This window comes from Marinobacter sp. DSM 26671 (assembly GCF_900112835.1).
Lineage (GTDB): Bacteria > Pseudomonadota > Gammaproteobacteria > Pseudomonadales > Oleiphilaceae > Marinobacter > Marinobacter flavimaris.
On the sequence record NZ_FONF01000008.1, the window covers coordinates 124226 to 143244 of the forward strand.

A 19019-nucleotide genomic window follows, 5' to 3' on the forward strand; every position below is an offset into this window, starting at 1 on the left:
GGCAATGAGCAACGTGTACCCAAGAAATTTCTCGCACATCGGCATATCCGTGCCGGACCTTGAGCAAGCCGTGAAGTTCTACACAGAGGTTATGGGTTGGTATTTGATTATGGAACCAACCGAGATCGAAGAGGACGAAAGCGCCATTGGGGAGATGTGCACCGATGTTTTCGGTGCCGGCTGGGGAAGCTTCCGTATTGCTCATTTATCGACGGGCGACAGAATCGGTGTGGAGCTTTTTCAATTTAAAAACCAGACCAACCCGGAAGACAATTTCGAGTACTGGAAAACCGGCATCTTTCACTTTTGTGTGCAAGACCCGAACGTCGAGGAATTGGCTGACCGTATTTTGGCTGCTGGCGGGAAAAAACGCATGGAGAAGCCGCGCTACTATTATCCCGGCGAGAAGCCCTACCGGATGATCTATATGGAAGACCCGTTTGGCAACATTTTAGAGATCTATAGCCACAGCTATGAGTTGATATACAGCGAGGGTGCCTACTGATAAAGGCCAGAACAGTTCAAGGGGGCTTTCCGAGGCGGAGAGCCTCCTGGATTTACCAATACTGAGGATCGTTGAATGCCTCAACGCAACACGCCTGCCCCAGTGGGAGTTTAATACTGCCGCCATCCAACGACTGCCCCAGCCACCCCTCTGGATGGGTTAATTTAAATGGCGCTTCCGCAACCTCTTGAGGTACGTGTTCGAAACCCGCTTTTGAATAGTAGTTCGGATCACCATAGGTGAAAATGAGTTCGACACCCCGTTCACGCAAGTGCTCAATGCCAAAATTAATCAGTTTTTGACCAACGCCTTTCCCCTGATGGTCCGTATCAACGGCTACCGGTGACAACATAAAAGCGTTTACGCGGGAACCGAACGACAATCTCGTGAAAAAGATACACCCGACTATCTGCCCTTGCTCGGTAGCGATGAACCCGAACATGTCATCGGTTTCGGTCCCGTTCATCAACTCATGCACCAGATGGCCAATCAGCTTTTCCTCGGACTCACCTTCCGAATCAGAGAATGTCCGGGTAAACAGGACCTCGATTTCCTGACGATCAGACTCGCTAGACTTCGAGAATTTCATGGCTTGAAAACCCTATTGAGTTCCTTGAAGAACAGGCCGTTTTTATACATAACGGGAAGCAGTGGAAAAATTGTCCGGCGACAGCGGCTGGCTATGGATTATTCGTAGTGGCTCCAGAGCCTGAGGACTTTCACCACTTGCTCGTCCTCTAGCACTTGGTAGACCAGACGGTGCTGAATATTGATTCGGCGTGAATAGGCTCCCGAAAGATCACCTATGAGCTTCTCAAGCGGAGGGGGCTTGCGGTATGGATCTTCTGCTATAAGCGCCAACACTTCCTGGGCTTTTGGTTTGAGACCGCTGAAGGCCAGCTTTTTTGCATCTTTCTGGGCTTGCTTGGTGTAAACCAACTTCCATGTCACCAGTCCAGCTCCTCATCGCATTCATCCTCGGGGGTATCCATCCCCTCACGAATAGACTCCCGCATACCAGGCACGGAGAGCAGGTAAAGCGTTTCCTGAATTGCAGACCAGTCTTCCTCGGAAACCAGGACGGCTTTGTTCCGCTTACCCATGATGACGATTGGTTGGTGGGACTCGGCGGTCTCGTCGATCAACCGATATAGGTTGCTGCGCGCCTCAGTTGCTGTGATTCCGGTCATGACGCACCTCTTGCGTGTTCAACTTTTCACCAAGTGTACGCTTTTGGGTACGTACGTCAAGGCGAACGTATTGCATAACGCCCTGGCTTTGCGGAGCGGCGAAGCGCCAGCTCAGGCGCGTCCGACAAGAGCCTTTGGCTAAATTCTTGAATGCGCACTATCATGCGCATAAACTGAGGCCATGCATTAAATAGCCACTTGGAGGCTGGAATGGCCGAACTCTACAACACAGCCGCACCGAAAAAAGCTGCGAACCTCTCAGTCAATAGCGATCTACTGCGTAAGACCCGTGAACTGAACATTAACTTGTCTGCTACCCTGGAGCGAGCCCTGAAAGAAGAGCTTGCCAAACGCGAAGCAGAACAATGGGTTGAAGAAAACAGGTCTGCGATAAAAAGTTATAACGATTTTGTCGAACAACATGGATGCTTCGGCGATGAATTCAGGGAATTTTGATGGCACAGTTCGATGTATACCTCAACCCAAGTAAAACTAGCAAAGCTCACTACCCTTACCTTGTCGATATTCAAAGCAGCCTGCTGAGCGAACTGGCAACTCGTATCGTCATTCCTTTGGGGAAACGCTCCGCATTCGGTGGCGAAGCCATGCAAGGACTCACCCCAGAAATCAGCTTTGCAGACCAGGAGCTTCTCCTGTTGACCCCGCAAATTTCCTCTGTTTCTGAAAAGCATCTCAACAATCCGATTGGTTCTCTATCACATTTCAGAGATCAGATTGTTGGAGCCCTAGACATGGCTATCACTGGCATTTAGCAGCTAATTACACGAACGCGTTCGTATATCACCCGTTTATCAAACTCCTAAAACTGTTTTTGGAGTGCAAAGCACAGTTGACGAAGGCTTCTAACTCTCCCAGTTACTGGCTGGAATTCGCTTAACGTGGATGTGGCTGATAAGCCGGATGATGAGCTCTTCCCTGCCGAGCTTCAGGGTCAGGGGGTTATCGGTGCGGTTTTCAACCATTCGTCTGGTGGTCTCCGGTCCGGAAGGAGCACGGCGGAAACCGGGTTCCGCCGTGATTGGGATTATTGCATGTCGTTGAAAGCAGCGTCGGTTCTCGCTGCCAGGATGAAGTCGTTCTTGTGCAGGCCGCCGATTTCGTGGCTCCACCAGCTCACTGCAACTTTGCCATATTCCAGAACAACCACCGGGTGATGGTCTTCTTCTTCGGCAAGTTCGCCAATCTTGTTGGTGAACTCCAGGGCCTTCAGAAAGTTTTTAAGTTTGTAGACCTTATGAAGCTGTCCTTCCCCGTCAATTTCCAGAATTTCCCAGTCTGGGACCTCTTTATGCAGCTGCTGCTTTTCTTCCTCGGTCGCCTTGCTTGCGTTCGGGCTGCAAGCTTCACAGCTGTGTGCTTTCAGGTCACTCATTTCAACCTCCATGGTTGATGGCTGTATTACAAGCGTGGGTCGTGCCCTTCGCTTTATCAACCCTTCTCTTGAAATCCGGCGGCTTTCCGAATACTGTATATTTAAACAGTATTTTGAGAGTTTTCATCATGAGCGAGCTTCTGAACACGCTGATGCAGGATGCCCGTGTCTGGCAGGGGCACCGCCACACCCAGACCACACAGCCTGCGCAATCAACCGGTTACCAGGTGCTGGATAACCAGCTCGGAGGCCTGGGCTGGCCCCGGGGTGCCTTGAGCGAATGCCTGCTGGATGCACCGGGTATTGGTGAGCTGCATTTGCTTCTGCCGCTGATGCAACGGGTGTGCGAAGAGGGCAAAAGCGTGTTCTGGCTGAACCCGCCGCATACGCCCTATGCCCCTGCCCTGGCCCGGGAAGGCGTCAACCTGGACCAGGTGGTGCTGATCCATACCGATGATGAGGGCGACTTTTTGTGGACACTGGAGAACTGCCTGCGCTCACCAGTAACAGGCCTGGTAATGGCCTGGCCGGGCAAGCTGGCCTCACGGGAAGTCCGTCGCCTGCAACTGGCCGCCGAAGCCGGGAGCAATGTGTGTGTGCTGTTCCGGGAACGACGTTACGCCGGGCAGAATTCTCCGGCTGCCCTGCGGCTGGAGCTGGAACCGGGGGAGCAGCAGGATCTCAAGGTGAATGTGCTCAAGCGCCGGGGTAGCTGGCCCGGGCAGCGCTGTTCACTGGCCATGGCCCAGCGGGCCGATCTCTCCTTCCGTGAAACCACCCGGGTTGTCCGGGGCCCCTGGTCGGGTTCAACCGGGTAATAACGCTCCATGCTCTGGCTGTATCTGCATTTCCCGCACCTGGTGCTGGACCATATTCGGCGCACCCGTGAAGATGAGGGCGCCCTGGTGGTGGTTGAAGGCTCTGGCCAGAAGGTGATCCAGGCCTGCCCGGACGCCAGGAGCCAGGGTATTCGTAGCGGCATGCGCCTGAAAACCGCCATCAGCCTGGCTCCGGATCTGGGCATGGTGCGGGCCGATGAAACCCAGGAAGCCAGGATTCTGGAAGATCAGGCCCGCTGGCTGTACCGCTATGCGGCCCATATTGTGTTGGTGCCGCCCGATGGTCTGCTGGCCGAAATTGGCAGCCTTCAAAAACTGTATGGCGGGCTGCCCGCCGTTTGGCAAACCGTGGAACAGGGGCTGAATGAGCGCCAGCTGAATGCCTGGATCGGTATTGGCTATACCCCTCTGTCGGCCCGGCTGATTGCCCGCGCCGGCAAGGGGGAATGCACGGCAGACAAAGGCCACATTCTTCGAAGCCTGAGCCAGATGCCCCTGTTGGCAGCTGAATTCAACGAGAAAGCCTGTACCCGTTTGCAGCGCCTGGGGCTGAACACGTTGGGGGAGGTGTTTGATTTACCGCCCGGCGAACTGGCACGGCGTCTGTCTCCGGAGTTACTGGCTTACATCCAGAAAATCCAGGGCACCCGGCCAGATCCCCGCACGCCCTGGCAGCCGCCCCACTCGTTCCGGCAACAGGCGGATTTTGTGCAGGAAATAGAACACACCCAGGGGCTGCTGTTTCCGCTCCAGCGCATGCTTGTCGAACTGGAAGAGGATCTGTGCTGGCGCCAGCAGGATACCGACAGCCTGCGGCTGGTTCTGAAGCACCGGCATGCGGAACCAACCCGGCTGCAGATTCGCACATCCGGGCCGGAGCACCGGGCCGATCATTTCTTGAACCTGGTTCGTCTGCGGTTGGAGCAACATTCCCTGAGCGCCCCGGTTATCTCCATGGTTTTGCTGGTGAAGCGTTTCCTGTCACGGGAAGCACCCTCCGGGCAGGATCTGCTGGGTGAAACCCAGGATCTGAATGAAGCCTGGCATACCCTGATCAGCCGGCTGCAGGCGCGCCTGGGCGATCAGGCTCTCAGGCAGCTCTCGCCCCAGGCGGATCATCGTCCCGAACGGGCCTGGTCGGCCTCGGAAGTTCTGCGTAAAACCGGAACGCCGCCAGTACCGGCAGCAGAACTGCCCAGGCGGCCGCTCTGGTTATTGAAAGGCCCGCAACCGCTGACCGAGGCGCCCGTTACCTGGTTTTCCGGGCCTGAGCGCATCAGCGGTGGCTGGTGGGATGGCCAGCGCGTGCACCGGGATTATTACATTGCCCAGTTGAGCAGCGGCCAGTTGGCCTGGGTCTTCCGGGATGCCCGGGAAGGCTGGTTTGTGCATGGGTGGTTTGGCTGATGTCCGGGCAGCAGTATGCAGAGCTGTTTTGCTTCAGCAATTTCACCTTCCTCACCGGGGCCTCTCATCCCCACGAACTGGCTGAGCGAGCGCATGAGCTGGGCTACACCGCCCTGGCCATCACCGATGCCTGCTCCGTTGCCGGCATTCCCCGGGCCTGGGCGGCGCTGGCAGAAAGTCCTGTAAAACTCATTACCGGCAGCTGGTTTGAGTTGTCGGATGCCCCCACCGGCGCCGCTTCTCCTCGCTTTATCCTTCTGGCCCGCACGCGCAAAGGCTATGGCCAGCTTTGCCAGTTGATCACTACCGGCCGCCGGCGGGCTGAGAAAGGCCATTACCAGCTGTATTACCGGGACATTGAAACCCACACCCTGGATGACTGCCTGTGTCTGTGGCTGCCCCCATCGCCTACCGAAGCGGATTCCGATCAGGCGCTGGCCTGCGGCGAGTGGCTGGCCCGACTGTTTGACCCCCGGATCTGGATTGCCGCGGCCCGCACCCTGGAATCCGGCGAGGAGCAGCGGCTGGCACGGATACACTGGCTGGCCGATCAGCTGCGCATTCCCGTGGCTGCCGTGGGCGAGGTGCACATGCACAGCCGGGAGCGCCAGCCGCTGCAGGATGTACTGACAGCCCTGCGCAATCACACCAATCTGGAGAATGCCGGCCACTGCCTGTTCCAGAATGGCGAGCGATACCTGCGCCCCCTGCCCGTTCTGCAACGGCTGTTTCCGGAAGCCTGGCTGCATGAAACCCTGACCATTGCCAACCAGTGCACCTTCGAGCCCGGCAGCCTGCGCTATGAATACCCGCCAGACCTGGTGCCGGAGGACGAGACTCCGGCCGGCTACCTGAAACGGCTGACCCGCGAAGGCGAGCGCCGGCGTTACCCGGATGGCACACCACTGCAGGTTCAGAGCCTGATCCGCAAGGAGCTGGGCCTGATCTCGGAGATGAACTACGAGCATTACTTCCTCACCATCCACGATATTGTCGACTTTGCCCGCAGCCGGGGGATTCTCTGCCAGGGGCGGGGGTCGGCAGCAAACTCTGCGGTTTGTTATTGCCTGGGCATCACCGAGGTGAACCCGGCCCGGGTGGAACTGCTGTTCGAGCGGTTTATTTCCAAAGACCGAAACGAACCGCCCGATATCGATGTGGATTTCGAGCACGAACGTCGTGAAGAGGTTATCCAGTATATCTACCGGCGTTATACCCGTGAGCGCGCCGCCCTGGCTGCCACGGTGATCCGTTACCGGCCCAAAAGCGCCATTCGGGATGTCGGCAAGGCCCTGGGGTTTGATCCGGCCCTGGTGGAACAGCTGCTGGAAGGCATCGACTGGCGGGACAAGGCCACCAACTGGCGCCAGCAGATTCTCGACAAGAAAATCACCCGCAACCCACAGGTGGCGGACCAGTTCTTCACCCTAGTGAATACCCTGCTGAGCTTCCCCCGACATCTGTCCCAGCACGTGGGCGGTTTCGTGATCAGCGCCGGGCCACTGGCCGAACTGGTGCCAGTGGAGAACGCTGCCATGGCCGACCGCACCGTAATCCAGTGGGACAAGGACGACCTTGAGAGCCTGGGGCTGATGAAGGTGGATGTGCTGGCCCTTGGCATGCTCTCCGCCATTCGAAAAGCGCTGGAACTGATCAGCGATGAAAAAGGCCAGCCTTTCCGGATACAGGACATTCCCCAGGAAGACCGTGACACCTACGCCATGCTTCAGACAGGCGACAGCATCGGCGTATTCCAGGTGGAATCCCGGGCCCAGATCAACATGCTGCCCCGCCTGAAACCGGAAACCTATTACGATCTGGTGATTGAGGTGGCCATCGTTCGGCCGGGCCCCATCCAGGGTGACATGGTGCACCCGTACCTGCGCCGAAAGCACGGCCTGGAGCCGGTGGATTACCCGAACGATGCCGTGCGCAAGGTGCTGGAGCGCACCCTCGGTGTGCCCATCTTCCAGGAACAGGTGATCAAACTGGCCATGGTGGCGGCCGGCTTCTCCGCCGGCGAAGCCGACCAGTTGCGCCGGGCCATGGCGGCCTGGAAATCCCACGGCGACCTGACCCCGTTCCGGGAAAAGCTAGTCACCGGTATGCTCGAACGTGGTCACGATGCCGACTTCGCCGAACGGCTGTACCAGCAAATCTGCGGCTTTGGCGGCTATGGCTTCCCCGAATCCCACGCCGCCAGCTTTGCCCTGCTTGTCTACGTCTCCGCCTGGATCAAACGGCACTATCCGGCGGCCTTTTACTGTGCCCTGCTTAACAGCCAGCCCATGGGGTTCTATTCTCCCTCACAACTGGTGCAGGACGCCCGCCGGCACAATGTCACCGTGCTGCCGCCGGATGTAAATGCCAGCCAGTGGGACCACAACCTGCAAGACGAAGACCGCCATCTGCGACTGGGCCTGAGGATTATCCAGGGTCTGTCCGTTAGCGGCGCCGAGCGTATCCACCAGAACCGGCCAGCCGAGGGCTACCGCTCTGCCAGCGAGCTTCGCCGCCTGGCCACCCTGAACCAGCGGGATATGGAACTCCTCGCCGGCGCCAACGCCATGCCGGGCTTCACCGCCAACCGCCACCAGGCGTACTGGCAACTGCTCGACCATGAACAACCTGCGGAGCTGTTCGCTCAGGAGACGGCGGTCGATTATCAACCGGACTACTGTGAGCAATTGCCGGAACCCTCCGAAGGCCAGAACGTGCTGGCCGACTACGCCAGCCAGGGCCTCACCCTGCAGCGTCATCCGCTAGCGTTATTGCGGGAACAGGGCCACCTGAAGTTCTGTCTCAGCGCCGAACAGCTCAAATCCACCAAAGCCGGCATCCCTGTCCAGGTCGCCGGCCTGGTCACCGGCCGCCAACGCCCCGGCTCCGCTTCCGGCGTTACCTTCGTCACCCTGGAAGACGAAACCGGTAATGTGAACGTGGTGGTGTGGCTGGAAACGGCACGGCGACAGCGCAAGCCGTTACTGACTGCCCGATTGCTGCATGTGATGGGAGTGCTGGAGCGACAGGGGGACATTGTGCATGTGATGGCAGGTCGGCTTTCGGACCTCAGCCACCTGATTCAGTCGTTACCCGTGAATTCCAGGAATTTTCATTAGACACAAAAAAACCCCGCACAGAGGCGGGGTTTTTTGTACTGCGGTGAACAAATCAGCCAAGAAGCTTGATCATTACACCCGCAGCAACCGCAGAGCCGATAACGCCAGCCACGTTCGGGCCCATGGCGTGCATCAGCAGGAAGTTCTGCGGGTTGGCTTCCAGGCCCACCTTGTTGGAGACCCGCGCTGCCATCGGCACCGCAGATACACCGGCAGAACCGATCAGCGGGTTGATCTGCTCTTTGCTCAGCTTGTTCATCAGCTTCGCCATCAGAACACCCGAGGCAGTACCCACACCGAAGGCCACGATACCCAGGCCCAAGATACCCAGGGTCTGGGCGTCCAGGAACTTGTCTGCCATCAGTTTGGAACCAACGGACAGGCCAAGGAAAATGGTCACGATGTTAATCAGCGCGTTCTGGGCCGTGTCGCTCAAACGCTCGACCACGCCACATTCACGCATCAGGTTACCGAAGGTGAACATACCCAGCAGCGGCGCTGCATCCGGCAGGAACAGAACGACCGCAATCAGAACCACCAGCGGGAAAATGATCTTTTCCTGCTTGCTGACAGGGCGCAGCTGCGTCATCTTGATCTTGCGCTCTTCAGCGGAGGTCAGTGCTTTCATGATCGGCGGCTGGATCATCGGCACCAGTGCCATGTAAGCGTAGGCAGAGACCGCAATGGCACCCAGCAAGTGCGGGGCCAGAACACTGGAGACATAGATGGAAGTCGGGCCATCTGCACCACCAATGATACCGATAGCGGCGGCTTCCAGAATGTTGAACTCCAGAACACCGGTCCAGTCCAGCAGCGCAGCACCAATGACAGTACCGAAGATACCGAACTGGGCAGCGGCACCCAGCAGCAGGGTCTTGGGGTTAGCCAGCAACGGACCGAAGTCGGTCATCGCGCCCACACCCATGAAGATCAACAGCGGACCAACCGTACTGCCAATGATCACGGAGTAGAAGTTATAGAGCATGCCATTGCCGTAACCGAAATCCTGGGCCAGGGAGTTGGCCATCGCCATTTCGGAGTAGCTGGCCTCTTTTACGGCCACCTTGAAGGCGTCTTTCAACTCTGGCGTCACCGCCTGCCCGACCTGGTAGGCCACATCCAGAGGTGCGGCCAGAGCAGCCAGAATCTGAGTTGACTCTTCCTTCAGGGCAAAATGGATGGCATTTTCCGCCGCAGTCAGGGCAAGGCCTGCCTCCGGAATATTCGCCAGGATGCCGCCGAACCCGATGGGTACCAGAAGCAACGGCTCAAATTTCTTGTTAATCGCAAGATAGAGAAGCAAGAGGCCGATGGCGATCATGATCACCTGGCCGATCTCGATGTTGAACAGGCCACTACCTGTCCAGAGTGTCATTAATTTATCCATGGAATGCTGGCCCTTATGCGATTGTCAGCATTTCGTCATCAGGGGAGACGGCATCACCGACCTTGATGAAGACTTCGCCGATTGTGCCGGCTTTTGGCGCGCGAACCTCGGTTTCCATTTTCATGGCCTCGAGGATAATCATCACATCGCCCTCTTCCACGGTGTCACCCGGAGAAACCAGAACCTTGAAGATGTTGCCGCCCAGCGGTGCAACCACAGGCTCGCCTTCACCCGCTGCAGGTGCCGGAGCCGAGGAAGCAGCCGGTGCGGAAGCGGCACCGCCCTCGCCCTGGATCTGGCTGATCTCGCCACCTTCGGAAACGGCAACCACAAACTTCTTGCCATTCACTTCAACGGTGTAGGTCTCAGGGCCTTCAGATTTCGCGGCCGGAGCAGCGCTTTCAGCGGTCGGAACCGGCTCGAACGCATCCGGGTTGTCACGGTTTTCCAGGAACTTCAGGCCGATCTGCGGGAACAGCGCGTAGGTGAGAACGTCGTCTTCAACGTTGTCAGACAGTTTGATACCCTTCTCGTCGGCCAGCTTCTTGAGTTCGTCAGTCAGCTTGTCCATTTCCGGCTCAAGCAGATCCGCCGGACGACAGGTCACAGGCTCTTTGCCATCCAGAACACGCTCCTGCAGTTCCTTGTTCATCGGCGCCGGTGCAGCACCGTACTCGCCTTTCAGGATCGCAGAGGTTTCTTTGGAGATGGACTTGTAGCGCTCGCCGGTCAGAACGTTCAGTACCGCCTGGGTACCGACGATCTGGGACGTCGGGGTTACCAGCGGGATGAAGCCCAGGTCTTCGCGAACCTTGGGAATCTCGTCCAGAACCTGATCAAACTTGTCGCTGGCGTTCTGCTCACGCAGCTGGTTTTCCATGTTGGTGAGCATGCCACCTGGTACCTGGGCAATCAGGATGCGGGAATCGGTCCCACGCAGGCTGCCTTCGAATTTCGCGTACTTCTTGCGCACCTGGCGGAAGTAGCTGGCGATTTCTTCCAGCAGGTTGAGGTCCAGGCCGGTGTCACGGTCAGTGCCCTCCAGAATCGCAACGACGGCTTCTGTGGGCGAGTGACCGTAGGTCATGCTCATGGAGGAAATGGCCGTATCCACGTTATCGATACCGGCCTCCGCAGCCTTGATGGCGGTAGCGGTCGACATGCCGGTGGTGGCGTGACACTGCATGTGGATCGGAATATCCAGCTCTTTCTTCAGACGGCTGACCAGATCATAGGCCACGTACGGCTTGAGGATACCGGCCATGTCCTTGATCGCAATGGAGTCCGCACCCATGTCGGCAACTTCTTTCGCCAGCTCTACCCACATCTCGATGGTGTGCACCGGGCTGGTGGTGTAGGCAATGGTGCCCTGGGCATGCTTGCCGGTCTTGCGAACGGCCTTAATGGCACGATCCAGGTTACGGGGATCGTTCATCGCATCGAAAATACGGAATACGTCAACGCCATTTTCAGCGGCACGTTCACAGAAACGGTCCACCACATCATCCGCATAATGACGATAGCCCAGCAGGTTCTGACCGCGCAGCAGCATCTGCTGCTGGGTGTTGGGCATGGCTTTTTTCAGCTCGCGGATGCGCTCCCAGGGATCTTCGCCCAGGTAGCGAATGCAGGAATCAAAGGTAGCGCCGCCCCAGGATTCCAGGGACCAGAAACCGACCTTGTCGAGTTTCTCGGCAATTGGCAGCATGTCATCCAGCCGCATACGGGTGGCAAGCAGGGACTGGTGGGCGTCACGCAGGATAACGTCCGTAATCCCCAGCGGTTTCTTTGTGTCAGTCATCGTGTCAGCCTTCTGTTTAAAGGTTCTAGTCTTTTACCGGTTCACTTCTTGTGGCGGGACCGGAATTGTGCAATCGCCTTCTTGATGGCCTCGGCGGTGTCAGGGTCAACCGACGCGGGCGCCTTCGGCTTGGCACGTGGCGTTTTGGCCGGGGTTGCCGGCTCTGGCGGCGCAAACCGTCCTATGAGCTTGGACATGAGGAGTGTCGCGAACACCAGAATAATGAGGAACACGAATACAAACCCCATTCCGGCAATCATCAGATCGACGGCTTGTGACATCAGGTCATTCATATCGAACAGCTACCTGTATTGATTTATATTTCTCCCGATCTGTGCCCGGACTGACCAGTTAGACTAAGGTCTAACACGCTTCCGCGACAATTCGGGGGGCAAAATCCTGCGTAATTTACCGTTTTCAGGGTGCCCGGGCAACCTGAATGCAAAAATCTATACGGGGTTTCCGAGCGTCGCGGTCCGAAAAGACACGCATTTATACAGACGAAGCAATTCTCATTCAGGCATATCGAACGCGTATTTTCCGCCCCTTGACCTTGCCACTTTCGAGCCTGGCCAATGCCTTAGCTGCAAGCGACTTCTCTACCGCGACAAAACACTGATGATCAAACAGATCAATCTTGCCGACAGCTTTGCCAGGCAGGCCTGCTTCGCCCGTCAGGGCACCCAGGACATCGCCGGGACGAACCTTGTCTTTGCGACCACCGGCAATGCACAGGGTCTTCATGGCGGGCACGACCGGTTTCAGCGGCGTCGCCAGGAGTTTCTCTGTGTCTCCCCATGTCACGCTGCGGCCTCTTTCGGACTCGATGCGGGTAATCTTGTGCCCCTGGGCCGGCGTGCAGAAGGTAACAGCATGACCCCGCTCCCCTGCCCGGCCGGTGCGCCCGATCCGATGGGTATGCACTTCGGGATCCCGCGCGGGCTCGGCGTTGATAACCAGGGGCAGAGACTTTATGTCGAGGCCACGGGCAGCCACGTCGGTGGCAACCAGGATGGAGCAGCTCTGATTGCCAAACCGCACGAGCACGCTGTCTCGATCCCGTTGCTCCAGATCGCCATGCAAAGGCAGCGCAGAGAAACCCCGCTCACCAAGTTCCGCCGCCATGTCGTCACACTGCTGTTTGGTGGTGCAGAAAACGATGCAGGACTCGGGCTGACGCTCGGAAAGCAGCGCTACGATGGCATCCGATTTGGAATGTGGCGACACTTCGTAGAACAGCTCTTCAATGTCCGGGTTGTCACCGGCTTCCTCGGCCCGAACGTCTACCGGGCTTTTCTGGTACTGCTTGCTCAATTCACGGATGGGCGCCGGCCAGGTCGCCGAAAACATCATGGTCTGGCGTGATGGCGGAGTCTGGGACAGGATGTCTTCCATCGCTTCCTGAAAACCCATATCCAGCATTCGGTCCGCCTCATCAAGCACCACGGTTTTAAGCCGCGCCAGCGAGAGGGTCTGCTTGCGCAGGTGGTCCTGAATCCTGCCCGGGGTACCCACAACAATATGAGCGCCATGGCTCAGGGACCCGATCTGGGGGCCGATGGCAACACCACCACACAGAGTCAGCACCTTGATATTGTCCCGGGCCCGCGCCAGCTCACGGATAGCTTTGGCGACCTGGTCTGCCAGCTCACGGGTCGGGCACAGCACGAGCGCCTGAACCGCGAACAGACGGGGATTGAGCCGCTCAACCAGGCTGATGCCAAACGCCGCCGTTTTTCCGCTACCGGTTTTGGCCATGGCAATGATGTCTTTTCCCGCCAGCCCCGGGGCAATGGCCTTCGCCTGAATCTCCGTGGGTTGGGCAAACCCCAGCTGGTTAAGGTTCGAGCACATGGCGGTAGACAGGCCAAAGTCGTTAAAAGAAGACATAGAAGAAAATCCCGGATTCAGCGGAAGCTGGTTATGAAGGCAATAATGAGGGCGTATACTAGGCCGAAATGATACCAGAATATGCAACGAAAGAACGGAGTTACTGATGGCATCCCTGCAGGATCAATTGCTGAAGGCCGGCCTTGCCGACGAGAAAAAAGCCAAGGCCATTCGCAGCGAAAAACGGAAGAAAAGAAAGCAGCAACCCAAGGGGGCTGTGGAAGTTAACGAGGCCGAGACCCGTGCACGTCAGGCCCGTGAGGAAAAAGCAGAGCGGGATCGCCAACTCAACCTGGAGCGCCAGCGCGCTGCCGAAAAGAAAGCCATCCAGGCCCAGATCCGGCAATTGGTAGAAACCAACCGGCTGGACCGAAGCCGCGGCGAAACCTCCTATCAGTTTGTTCATGACAAAAAGATCAAGAAGCTCTTCGTAGACGACACTATGGTCGATCAGCTATCCCGCGGCCGCCTGGCAATTGTTTTCGTGAACGATAACTACGAGATTGTGGCGGAAGGTGTTGCCCGAAAAATCATGGAGCGGGATGAGAGCGCCGTGGTGGTACTTCATGATCGCAAACAGGACGATGCAGGCGAGGATGATCCTTACGCAGGCTACGAAATCCCTGATGATCTGATGTGGTAACGCACTACTCAACCGCAGATACACCCTTTTGGTACTACATGCACCCGGGAAATACATAGGTACTACTCATAACCCCAAAACTTCTGACTTGGCCTATACTTTAGTTATATCCATAGAACGAAGGGGATTAACCATGAGAGTGAAAAAATCATTGAGCTTGATAGCTGGCGCCACGTTACTGGCGTCTTTGGCCAGTATGCCGGTTGCCGCCCAATCGGACGACCAGGTTTTCGGACGGGAACTGATGACCCAGCAAGAGCTGCAACAGCACCGGGAAACCATGCGCAACCTGAACACCGACGCCGAGCGTGCGAAGTACCGCCAGCTGCACCATGAACGGATGATGGAACGAGCCAGAGAGCGTGGCGTTGAGCTCAGAAACGGCATGGGACAGGGTTCCGGACAAGGCATGGGTAAAGGCCAGGGCATGGGCCAGGGTATGGGGCAGAAAAACGGCCAGGGTATGGGCCAGCAAAATGGACAGGGCGCCGGGGGTGGCGGTAACGGCAAGAATCAGCAGTATAAGATGAAAGGCTCGAACAGCCAGTAGTCGGACATTGCTGTTCAGGGCCACAAAAAAATCGGGGCTGATTGTCAGCCCCGATTTTTATTTGCGCCTTTTACCTCGAGATTATTCAGGCATTGCGTAGACGCTTACGCGCCCACAAGCCGCCCATCGCCATCAGCACCAGGCCCGGCAGAACCGGATCGAACGGAGCACCTGGTTTGCCTGCGGTGCAACCAAAGATGGTACCGCCGCCACTACTGGACGCTGCAGTGGGCTCTTCAGGCTCGGGTTCAACCGGAGTATCTGGAATCATCGGATCATCAACTGCACCATTCAGACCGGTAACCCTGAACGTGAAGCTACAAGTCGTACTCACACCATCACCGGTACAGGTTGGCCAATTGGCAGCCGCGCCCACTGAAATTGTGGGGTTGATATTGACGTTGGCGAGATCTTCAATCGGGCCTTGAACATAACCGGCAACGCGTTCATATGCCGCTTCATCAGCCAGAATCGTCGCGTTTACAGCCTCAACAGTTTCGAACGAACCGTCTGCCAACTCATACAACCCATCCTCACCCTCATCAGACCTCCATGTAGCGTAGAGGGAGCCGTCTGAAGTATTGAGCACTTTCGGAGGTTGATTAGCCCACTCGGCGAAGGCATCAATGGCTACAGCCTCGCCATCGATCAGGACTTTGAAACCCTCGCCCGTATTGTTGTAATCGGCAACATACAGGCCAGCAGCAGAAGACTGATTCAATGAAATTGCATCAGGTACAGTATCTTGGGCATCCCCCTCACCCAAGGTATCCACAATTGGCCCTACATCGTCGGCTACGCTCGGGTCGAAGTTAATGCTGTTGGGATCCCATCGATCAGCGAGAGTATCTACCGTATTGTCGCCATCGGCATCTACCTCAACTGTCGTACTAAAGACTTTTTCATAAGTCTGCCAATCCGGCGCGGAAGCCGTTCCGGCGTTATAAGCCAGAAGGATCGAGTCGTTGGCCGGATTACCATCGTGATCAATAAACCATCCCGTGGGCGTTTCGCTCAGCGTCCGCCAATCACCAAACAAAGAACTGTACTGCGTGGCAATGGTGCCATTGGTTTCAAGCACATCTCCATCATCAGCCGTAGCAAGCGATTCAGTAAATGGAGCAACCTCGGTGCTGAAGAAAGGCAATCCCTCAACTTTACTACCGCCGAAAAGGCCGCCGGGGTACTTACCAACAGGCCCGATACTCAGTTTAGCGCCATCTGCAAAGCCGAAACCCAGACCATCACCAACAGATGAACGCATAAACTCGCTTCCAACCCCAAAACCGAGCTCGAAACGGATCGCATTCAAATCACCGCCAACCGAATTGGAGGCGTCGGTAAGATTGGAAAACTTGCCAATCACCCGATAGAGACTTACCGAATCATCGGCTGACACATCGACAACAATGTCGATGGGACCATTGGTTTCGGTTGTTTTAAGCTTGAAACGCTTTCCGGAATCAGGCGGGGCTGTACAGTTGTCGCCGGGGGCACGATCGGGCTGAGCCATCAGGCAACCGGCAAAATCGTATGTCTGCTGGGCGGTGAACGGCTCGTTATAGACCTTGATCCCCAACCCTACATTGCCAAAATCGTTAACCGGATCGAGCCACCCAAAGCTGGCAGTTCCCTCTGTATCGGTATACACCAAGGTTTTACCTTCAACCGGTGGAACCGCAAGGTTTTCTTCGTTCACTCCCTCCATCGTTGCCGCAACAGCCACACACGGCAGGCCAATCATGGAACAAAACACGGCGCTAGCAAGTCGATGTCTCGCAAAATCATTTTTATAGTAGTCATAATGCTTTCCCTAATGCAGTTCAGAAAATCCAAAACATAGAGCAGTTCAAGATTACCGTTCATTCACAATCGTAAAGCACAAAAACCGATAAGCAAATGCTTTTTAGTTACAACTAGTAGAACAATCTAGCACGAACAGTTCTCATGCTTTTGCCAGAAGCGCAAAGCTGCAACATCGCGATCGGCCGTATACCCAGCCATGAGGCGCCCACGAACAGGAATCTCAAGACAATTACCTGTGAAAGAAAACTCCATTACACCGCTCGCAGTTGCAGCCAGTCGTTCCTGTCTAGCCACCGAATCGATAGGTGTGACTTTTTGTCGCACCCTCAAAGCCGAGCAGACCTGAATACCAATCAGGCAGTGTTCACCTTCGAGTCCTTGTAGGCTCACTGCTTAATGATTTTATATTTCGGAGAATTGCTGCATTTCCGTATCAAATAAACTCGTCCAGAAACTATCTGTTACGGTATGCCTCTGGATTCTTTTGATAAAAGCGGCCTTAATAGCTGCAAATAAAAGATTCCAAATTTCCTCGGTGTATCAATTTCGTTTGCTGCCTCGCGCTAAAAATGAGGCAAAACCACGCTTTGATGCTGCCCTCAAGCAAGTAAGGAAAACCATGACAGTCTCGAGCTTCCTCACCAACATGACCATCCGGACCAGATTGGCTGGCGGCTTTGCGGTTCTCCTGCTGCTGACCATCGTAGTGGGATTGGTAGGTGATCGGGCCCTGGAGAGCTATGGCCAACGTTCGAACATTGTTGCCATGCTCGGGCAGGTAAACACCAACCTGACCGAAGCCCGGGTTGAGGAGAAGAACTTTCTGCTGACCGGTGAGGCGCAGGCTGTTGCCCGGACTCAGGCCCAGGGCGACCGGGTTCTGGAGCTGACCAATGAGATCAAGCCGCTGCTCGCAGTCGCCAAGGATATTGAAACCTTGGGCCAGATCCAGGCAGACGTAAAACAATACCAGCGGCTCATGGGCGAGGTTGAAACCAACATTGGTGAACGGGAGGCAGCGCTCGAGCGCCTTGAAACCAGTGCCCGCATCTTCGGATCTTCTTTGAAGGCCCACAGCTCTCTGTTCTTCGCTTCAGCCATTTTCGAGGATATGCGTCGCTCTGAACGCAAGTTCCTGATCGAACATGATGACGCCAGCGTCAAGGCTTATCTCGATGATGCGAAAAGAGTCCAGGGCCCGCTGAAATCAGCGGCGATCACGACCGAGGAAAAAGACCAGATCAATGCTGCGCTGAAGACCTATGTCAATGAATTTCAAACGGTCGTGGATCTCACCAACTCCGGAAAACAGCTGTCGGATGATATGGTCAGCACAGCTCGCAGTGCCATCGAATCGGCAAATAACCTTCGGGCACTTCAGACTGAGAAAATGGAGGCTGATCGTGAGCAGGCTTCCTGGTTGATCTTCGGCGCGACCGGTATCGCCCTTATTCTTGGCATCCTGATGGCCCTACTCATTACCCGCGCCATCGTCTCCCCTGTTAACCAGGCAGTGAGCATCGCCTCCGAGGTGGCTTCTGGCAACCTGACCGTGGATATCAAGGCCAGCGGTACCAACGAGATCGGACGACTGATGGCTGCCCTGGCTACCATGGTGACCAGCCTCCGGGAATTGGTAAGAAGTATTGAGTCGGGGGCCTCCAATATTGCAGCCTCGGCAGAAGAACTCTCAACTGTTACCAGCCAGACCAGCGATGGCATCAATCGTCAGAAGCAGGAAACCGATCAGGTTGCTACCGCCATGAACGAAATGACCGCAACCGTTGGTGAGATCGCCCGCAGCGCCGAACAGGCCTTTTCCGTGGCCGCCGATGCGGCCAGCCAGGCCAGCGACGGTGAGCGGGAAGTCCGCGCGACCGTAGATCAGGTCAACAATCTGGCACGGGAAGTCAGCCAGAGCATGGAGACCATCCAGGGACTCCAGAAAGAAACCGCGAACATCGGCACCGTTCTGGATGTGATCAAATCCGTCGCCGAGCAGACCAACCTGCTGGCGCTGAACGCCGCTATCGAGGCAGCGCGGGCTGGTGAGCAGGGTCGCGGCTTTGCCGTGGTGGCCGACGAGGTGCGCTCTCTCGCACAGCGGACACAATCATCGGCCCAGGAAATCGAGACTCTGGTAACGTCACTTCAGAACAGCGCCGGTGACTCGGTGTCCGCGATGGAGTCCAGCACCACCATGGCCTCGAACACCCTTGAACGTGCCACGGCAACCGGAACGACCATTGAGCGCATTGCCCGTGCTGTAGAGGAGATCAAACAGTACAACAGTCAGATTGCCACAGCTTCCGAACAACAGACTTCGGTGGCCGAGGAAATCAACCAGAACATTACCAGCATTCGGGATGTTACGGATCAGTCCGCCGCCTCATCGAACCAGACCGCCAGCTCGAGCAGCGAACTGGCAAGGCTGGGCAGCGACCTGCAGAACCTTGTTTCACGTTTCAGGCTGTAATTGAACAGCCTGC

18 protein-coding genes are annotated in these 19019 nt (G+C 56.5%); 9 read left to right on the plus strand and 9 right to left on the minus strand.

Annotated elements, in window-relative coordinates:
• Positions 1-4 precede the first annotated feature (4 nt).
• Positions 5-505 (plus strand): lactoylglutathione lyase family protein, encoded by a 501-nt coding sequence (locus tag BM035_RS11010; RefSeq protein WP_008172104.1) that lies wholly within the window; start codon positions 5-7, stop codon positions 503-505.
• Positions 506-557: 52 nt separating this feature from the next.
• On the opposite strand, the gene BM035_RS11015 is transcribed toward BM035_RS11010, so the two are convergent.
• From BM035_RS11015 to BM035_RS11025, 3 genes are all read right to left on the minus strand, one after another.
• Positions 558-1094: a GNAT family N-acetyltransferase gene (locus BM035_RS11015; RefSeq protein ID WP_008172106.1), complete on the minus strand. Its 537-nt coding sequence runs from the start codon at positions 1092-1094 to the stop codon at positions 558-560.
• A gap of 98 nt (positions 1095-1192) precedes the next feature.
• On the minus strand, positions 1193-1456 hold the full coding sequence (locus tag BM035_RS11020; RefSeq protein WP_008172108.1) for a Txe/YoeB family addiction module toxin: 264 nt from the start codon (positions 1454-1456) through the stop codon (positions 1193-1195).
• Positions 1453-1695: a type II toxin-antitoxin system Phd/YefM family antitoxin gene (locus tag BM035_RS11025; RefSeq protein ID WP_008172109.1), complete on the minus strand. Its 243-nt coding sequence runs from the start codon at positions 1693-1695 to the stop codon at positions 1453-1455. Before BM035_RS11025 ends, BM035_RS11020 begins: the two co-directional genes overlap by 4 nt.
• A gap of 210 nt (positions 1696-1905) precedes the next feature.
• Between BM035_RS11025 and BM035_RS11030 the strand changes: the two genes are divergently transcribed.
• Together BM035_RS11030 and BM035_RS11035 are read left to right on the plus strand one after the other, a co-directional pair.
• A complete protein-coding gene (locus BM035_RS11030; protein WP_008172111.1) occupies positions 1906-2151 on the plus strand; it encodes a type II toxin-antitoxin system CcdA family antitoxin in 246 nt (81 codons plus the stop codon).
• Positions 2151-2468: a CcdB family protein gene (locus BM035_RS11035; protein WP_008172112.1), complete on the plus strand. Its 318-nt coding sequence runs from the start codon at positions 2151-2153 to the stop codon at positions 2466-2468. Before BM035_RS11030 ends, BM035_RS11035 begins: the two co-directional genes overlap by 1 nt.
• 272 nt (positions 2469-2740) lie before the next feature.
• On the opposite strand, the gene BM035_RS11040 is transcribed toward BM035_RS11035, so the two are convergent.
• Positions 2741-3088, minus strand: coding sequence for a 4a-hydroxytetrahydrobiopterin dehydratase (locus BM035_RS11040; RefSeq protein WP_092031871.1), 348 nt, complete (start codon positions 3086-3088; stop codon positions 2741-2743).
• Between the two features lie 128 nt (positions 3089-3216).
• Between BM035_RS11040 and imuA the strand changes: the two genes are divergently transcribed.
• The 3 genes from imuA to BM035_RS11055 are packed head-to-tail and all read left to right on the plus strand — an operon-like array spanning position 3217 to position 8453.
• A complete protein-coding gene (gene imuA / locus BM035_RS11045; protein ID WP_092031874.1) occupies positions 3217-3906 on the plus strand; it encodes a translesion DNA synthesis-associated protein ImuA in 690 nt (229 codons plus the stop codon).
• A 9-nt stretch (positions 3907-3915) separates the two neighbouring features.
• Positions 3916-5334 (plus strand): Y-family DNA polymerase, encoded by a 1419-nt coding sequence (locus BM035_RS11050; RefSeq protein WP_008172120.1) that lies wholly within the window; start codon positions 3916-3918, stop codon positions 5332-5334.
• A complete protein-coding gene (locus BM035_RS11055; protein ID WP_053114932.1) occupies positions 5334-8453 on the plus strand; it encodes an error-prone DNA polymerase in 3120 nt (1039 codons plus the stop codon). Before BM035_RS11050 ends, BM035_RS11055 begins: the two co-directional genes overlap by 1 nt.
• Before the next feature lie 52 nt (positions 8454-8505).
• Here BM035_RS11055 and BM035_RS11060 read toward each other — a convergent pair whose 3' ends face one another.
• The 4 genes from BM035_RS11060 to dbpA form a co-directional block, all read right to left on the minus strand.
• Positions 8506-9840, minus strand: coding sequence for a sodium ion-translocating decarboxylase subunit beta (locus BM035_RS11060; protein WP_053114931.1), 1335 nt, complete (start codon positions 9838-9840; stop codon positions 8506-8508).
• A gap of 13 nt (positions 9841-9853) precedes the next feature.
• Positions 9854-11641, minus strand: coding sequence for a sodium-extruding oxaloacetate decarboxylase subunit alpha (oadA, locus tag BM035_RS11065; protein WP_053114930.1), 1788 nt, complete (start codon positions 11639-11641; stop codon positions 9854-9856).
• 41 nt (positions 11642-11682) lie between these two features.
• On the minus strand, positions 11683-11934 hold the full coding sequence (locus tag BM035_RS11070) for an OadG family protein (RefSeq protein WP_008172126.1): 252 nt from the start codon (positions 11932-11934) through the stop codon (positions 11683-11685).
• A 223-nt stretch (positions 11935-12157) separates the two neighbouring features.
• The gene (dbpA, locus tag BM035_RS11075; protein WP_008172127.1) at positions 12158-13531 is read right to left on the minus strand and encodes an ATP-dependent RNA helicase DbpA; all 1374 of its coding nucleotides are present in this window, start codon (positions 13529-13531) and stop codon (positions 12158-12160) included.
• Between the two features lie 106 nt (positions 13532-13637).
• Between dbpA and BM035_RS11080 the strand changes: the two genes are divergently transcribed.
• Both BM035_RS11080 and BM035_RS11085 read left to right on the plus strand, forming a co-directional pair.
• Complete coding sequence (locus tag BM035_RS11080; protein ID WP_008172128.1) at positions 13638-14174, plus strand: DUF2058 domain-containing protein; 537 nt, start codon at positions 13638-13640, stop codon at positions 14172-14174.
• 133 nt (positions 14175-14307) lie between these two features.
• Positions 14308-14724 (plus strand): hypothetical protein, encoded by a 417-nt coding sequence (locus tag BM035_RS11085; RefSeq protein ID WP_139216035.1) that lies wholly within the window; start codon positions 14308-14310, stop codon positions 14722-14724.
• 85 nt (positions 14725-14809) lie between these two features.
• On the opposite strand, the gene BM035_RS11090 is transcribed toward BM035_RS11085, so the two are convergent.
• The gene (locus tag BM035_RS11090) at positions 14810-16423 is read right to left on the minus strand and encodes a choice-of-anchor F family protein (RefSeq protein WP_217646348.1); all 1614 of its coding nucleotides are present in this window, start codon (positions 16421-16423) and stop codon (positions 14810-14812) included.
• 726 nt (positions 16424-17149) lie between these two features.
• Between BM035_RS11090 and BM035_RS11095 the strand changes: the two genes are divergently transcribed.
• Positions 17150-19006 carry a HAMP domain-containing methyl-accepting chemotaxis protein gene (locus tag BM035_RS11095; RefSeq protein ID WP_053114927.1) on the plus strand — a complete coding sequence of 619 codons (1857 nt, stop codon included), beginning with the start codon at positions 17150-17152 and terminating at the stop codon, positions 19004-19006.
• Positions 19007-19019: the final 13 nt, after the last annotated feature.

What these genes read in the sequence shown, in the direction of transcription:
- BM035_RS11050 (WP_008172120.1), top strand. Translation starts at nt 3,916, where the DNA reads ATGCTCTGGCTGTATCTGCATTTCCCGCACCTGGTGCTGGACCATATT.
- BM035_RS11040 (WP_092031871.1), bottom strand. Translation starts at nt 3,088, where the DNA reads ATGAGTGACCTGAAAGCACACAGCTGTGAAGCTTGCAGCCCGAACGCA.
- dbpA (WP_008172127.1), bottom strand. Translation starts at nt 13,531, where the DNA reads ATGTCTTCTTTTAACGACTTTGGCCTGTCTACCGCCATGTGCTCGAAC.
- BM035_RS11055 (WP_053114932.1), top strand. Translation starts at nt 5,334, where the DNA reads ATGTCCGGGCAGCAGTATGCAGAGCTGTTTTGCTTCAGCAATTTCACC.
- BM035_RS11015 (WP_008172106.1), bottom strand. Translation starts at nt 1,094, where the DNA reads ATGAAATTCTCGAAGTCTAGCGAGTCTGATCGTCAGGAAATCGAGGTC.
- BM035_RS11010 (WP_008172104.1), top strand. Translation starts at nt 5, where the DNA reads ATGAGCAACGTGTACCCAAGAAATTTCTCGCACATCGGCATATCCGTG.
- BM035_RS11085 (WP_139216035.1), top strand. Translation starts at nt 14,308, where the DNA reads ATGAGAGTGAAAAAATCATTGAGCTTGATAGCTGGCGCCACGTTACTG.
- oadA (WP_053114930.1), bottom strand. Translation starts at nt 11,641, where the DNA reads ATGACTGACACAAAGAAACCGCTGGGGATTACGGACGTTATCCTGCGT.
- BM035_RS11030 (WP_008172111.1), top strand. Translation starts at nt 1,906, where the DNA reads ATGGCCGAACTCTACAACACAGCCGCACCGAAAAAAGCTGCGAACCTC.
- BM035_RS11060 (WP_053114931.1), bottom strand. Translation starts at nt 9,840, where the DNA reads ATGGATAAATTAATGACACTCTGGACAGGTAGTGGCCTGTTCAACATC.
- BM035_RS11080 (WP_008172128.1), top strand. Translation starts at nt 13,638, where the DNA reads ATGGCATCCCTGCAGGATCAATTGCTGAAGGCCGGCCTTGCCGACGAG.
- BM035_RS11025 (WP_008172109.1), bottom strand. Translation starts at nt 1,695, where the DNA reads ATGACCGGAATCACAGCAACTGAGGCGCGCAGCAACCTATATCGGTTG.
- BM035_RS11095 (WP_053114927.1), top strand. Translation starts at nt 17,150, where the DNA reads ATGACAGTCTCGAGCTTCCTCACCAACATGACCATCCGGACCAGATTG.
- BM035_RS11035 (WP_008172112.1), top strand. Translation starts at nt 2,151, where the DNA reads ATGGCACAGTTCGATGTATACCTCAACCCAAGTAAAACTAGCAAAGCT.
- BM035_RS11070 (WP_008172126.1), bottom strand. Translation starts at nt 11,934, where the DNA reads ATGAATGACCTGATGTCACAAGCCGTCGATCTGATGATTGCCGGAATG.
- imuA (WP_092031874.1), top strand. Translation starts at nt 3,217, where the DNA reads ATGAGCGAGCTTCTGAACACGCTGATGCAGGATGCCCGTGTCTGGCAG.